This window comes from Bacteroides caecigallinarum (assembly GCF_021531075.1).
GTDB classification, from domain to species: domain Bacteria; phylum Bacteroidota; class Bacteroidia; order Bacteroidales; family Bacteroidaceae; genus Phocaeicola; species Phocaeicola caecigallinarum_B.
In genome coordinates, this window is record NZ_JADYTJ010000105.1 from 1 (window position 1) to 2,484 (window position 2,484).

1 protein-coding gene is annotated in these 2,484 nt (G+C 40.6%); it reads right to left on the reverse strand.

Annotated elements, in window-relative coordinates:
• Positions 1 to 86 precede the first annotated feature (86 nt).
• Positions 87 to 2,303 (reverse strand): beta-glucosidase, encoded by a 2,217-nt coding sequence (locus I6E11_RS14410; protein WP_235338804.1) that lies wholly within the window; start codon positions 2,301 to 2,303, stop codon positions 87 to 89.
• Positions 2,304 to 2,484 lie beyond the last annotated feature (181 nt).

The following is a 2,484-nucleotide window of genomic DNA, read 5'->3' on the forward strand; positions in this document are numbered from 1 at the left end:
TTATAATAGTTGCTATATATATGAATGTTTTTGTAGATTTCCTTTTTGTATTGTTTGGTAGAATTTAAAAAAATCATATGTTTGGTTTATTTATATTCACACTCCAATACACCTCGTACATCATCAGAAGCCGCTGCAACATAAGCTTTGAATTTTCCTGGTTCTACTGTCCATTTCTGGGTTCTGTCATCAAAGAACTTCAAGTCATTAGCGTCAATGGTGAATTTGACTTCTTTTTCTTCGTTTGGAGCAAGTTCAACCTTGCAGAAACCTTTCAGCTCTTTTTCAGGGCGTAGAAGACTGCATTTTTCGTCTCCTATATATAACTGCACGGTTTCTTTACCTTTAACTTTACCTGTATTCTTTACTTTGACAGATATTGTCAGTTCTCCGTTTTCTGATATTGATTTTCCTGAAATAGAAGGTTTTGAATAGTCGTAAGTGGTATAGCTGATACCGTGGCCGAATGAGTACAGAGGCTTTATGTTTTTAGTGTCGTACCAACGGTAGCCTACTAGGATGTCTTCCTTATATTCCTGTTTGATACTATCGCCAGGGTAACTCATTTCGCCATAATAGTGTGCCGGACAGTCTTCCAGTTTCACAGGATAAGAGAAAGGAAGTTTTCCACTTGGATTAACTTTTCCTGTAAGGACATCGGCCAATGCTGATCCGCCTATAGAACCAAGATACCATGATTGTACTATTGAAGGTACTTCTTTTTCCCATGGCATTTCTACTGCGTTACCGCTTGTTATCACTACCACGATATTCTTGTTTACCTTCATTATTTCTTCGATTAATTCATCTTGTCCGAATGGGAGACCGAATGTCTTTCTGTCTCCACCTTCACAATCCTGGAAATGATTCTTGTTTAGACCTCCGATGAAAATCACCAGATCTGCTTTACCTGCTTTTTGTACGGCATCATTACGCAGTGAATCCATAGTAGCCTGTGGAATGACTTCTTCATTTCCGTACATAGGTCTTCCTGCCATGTATCCTTGAGCAAACTCTATTTTTGTTCCGAACTCTTTTTTAAGTGCGTCAAGTGGAGTCACTACAAGTTTTGGTTTCAGCTCTGACGAACCTCCTCCTGCCATAAGATTTCTCACAGCATTATCTCCGACTACAAGTACCTTATTATATTTGTTCATATCTATCGGAAGAAGTGCAGGAGCTTTCTTTGATGATTTGTTCTTGAGAAGTACTATTCCCTCGGTAGCAATGTTATATGCAGTCTTGTAATGTTCCTCACTTGTAATTGAACCGAAAGGCTTTTCTCTGTTCATGGCTGTGCGGAATATAAGTCTTAATACACGGGCTGCTTTCTCATTTACCACTTCCATTGGAATTTTTCCGTCCTTTACCATCTGCAGGTAATTCTTTCCCAGATAGTAATCGTCGTAACCGAATTCAGATTCTGAAGTCAGCCCGTTGGTATATGACCCCATTTCTATATCAAGCCCGTACATTGCTGCTTCGTATGTGTCGTGTGCAGCTCCCCAGTCGGTAATCACGCATCCGTCGAAATTCCATTCACCTTTCAGAATGTCGTTGTTGAGTAGTTTGTGGTGTGTAGCGTGAGTCCCTCTTACTTTGTTGTACGCTCCCATTATGCTCCATACTCCGCTTCTCTCAACTGCAGCCTGGAAGGCAGGAAGATATATTTCGCGCAAAGCTCTGTCGCTCAACTGCACGTCGATATGTCCGCGCCATAGTTCCTGATTATTCAGGGCATAGTGCTTTACGCAAGCTGCCACACCGTTCTTTTGAACTCCCTGGATATATGGCACACATAATTCAGCTGCCAGATAAGGATCTTCACCCAGATATTCGAAGTTACGTCCGTTCAATGGAGTACGATAAATATTTACTCCAGGACCGAGCAGTACATCCTTTTCTCGATATCTTGCTTCTTCACCTATTGCTTTACCATAGTCAGCTGCAAGAGTTGTATTCCAACTGGCTGCAAGACATGTCAATGCAGGGAAGGCTGTGCAGCTGTCGCTTGTCCATCCTGCGTAACCCCAGTCATTCCAGTTTATTTCTGCACGTACACCATGAGGGCCATCGCTCATCCAAAGTTCAGGAATACCCAAACGAGGACAACCCGGAGAACTGAATTTTCCCTGTGCGTAGCTTAAACGTGTTTTTTCTTCAAGAGTCATACGCTTTAATACGTCCTCTATCCTTAACTCTATAGGCTGTTTGTCATCCAGATATACAGGTATGTTGTTCTGTGCGTTTGTTGCTATAAATGACAAAGCCAATAGACCTGTTGTAATAAATGTATTTTTCATACGTAAATATTAAGCGTCCTACACATAAAGTAGGACAGGTTTATACTAAAATTGATAAAACCGAGTGTTTTGACAAAAGAAAGATTAGCACTCATGAAAACACAAATGCGGCTATTATACGATGATAAATAGCAACAGCTAAGAATTTAAAAGTTTCATACACGTGTACATAAGTCACAAT

Excerpts from the sequence above, each read along its gene's own strand:
- I6E11_RS14410 (WP_235338804.1), bottom strand. The coding sequence starts at position 2,303 with ATGAAAAATACATTTATTACAACAGGTCTATTGGCTTTGTCATTTATA.